This window comes from Nonomuraea sp. KM90 (genome assembly GCF_052246675.1).
In the GTDB taxonomy this organism is placed as follows: Bacteria; Actinomycetota; Actinomycetes; order Streptosporangiales; family Streptosporangiaceae; genus Nonomuraea.
Window position 1 is genome coordinate 1 of the sequence record NZ_JBQQCB010000403.1, and the last position, 773, is coordinate 773.

1 pseudogene is annotated in these 773 nt (G+C 65.7%); it reads right to left on the reverse strand.

The window, feature by feature from the left end:
- Positions 1-773: pseudogene (locus ACTWPW_RS64460) on the reverse strand (DNA-directed RNA polymerase subunit beta); the annotation flags it as partial.

The following is a 773-nucleotide window of genomic DNA, read 5'->3' on the forward strand; positions in this document are numbered from 1 at the left end:
CGCCGCTTGTGCGTCAGGCCGGCCAGCGGGTTGGTCTGGTCCATGAACTGCGACAGCTGCGAGGTGCCGAAGAACTCCTTGATCGACGCCACGACCGGGCGGATGTTGATCAGGGTCTGCGGCGTGATCGCCTCGACGTCCTGCGTGGTCATCCGCTCGCGGACGACGCGCTCCATACGGGCCAGGCCCAGGCGGACCTGGTTCTGGATGAGCTCGCCGACACTGCGCAGGCGGCGGTTGCCGAAGTGGTCGATGTCGTCGACCTCGACGATGACCTCACGGTCGTTGGCACCCGGCATCGACTCCTCGCCCGCGTGCAGGCGGACGATGTACTCGATCGTGGCGACGATGTCGTCCTCGGTCAGGGTGCCCAGCGTGATCTCGGCGTCGACGCCCAGCTTCTTGTTGATCTTGTAGCGGCCCACCTTGGCGAGGTCGTACCGCTTGGGGTTGAAGTAGAGGTTCTCCAGCAGGGTCTGCGCCGACTCCTTGGTCGGCGGCTCACCGGGCCGCAGCTTGCGGTAGATGTCGAGCAGGGCGTCATCCTGGCCGGCCGTGTGGTCCTTCTCCAGGGTGGCCCGCATCGACTCGTACTGGCCGAAGCGCTCGAGGATCTGCTCGTTGGTCCATCCCAGTGCCTTGAGAAGCACGGTGACGGCCTGCTTGCGCTTGCGGTCGATGCGCACACCGACGCTGTCGCGCTTGTCGATCTCGAACTCGAGCCAGGCACCCCTGGACGGGATGACCTTGCAGCCGTAGAGGTCCTTGTCGGA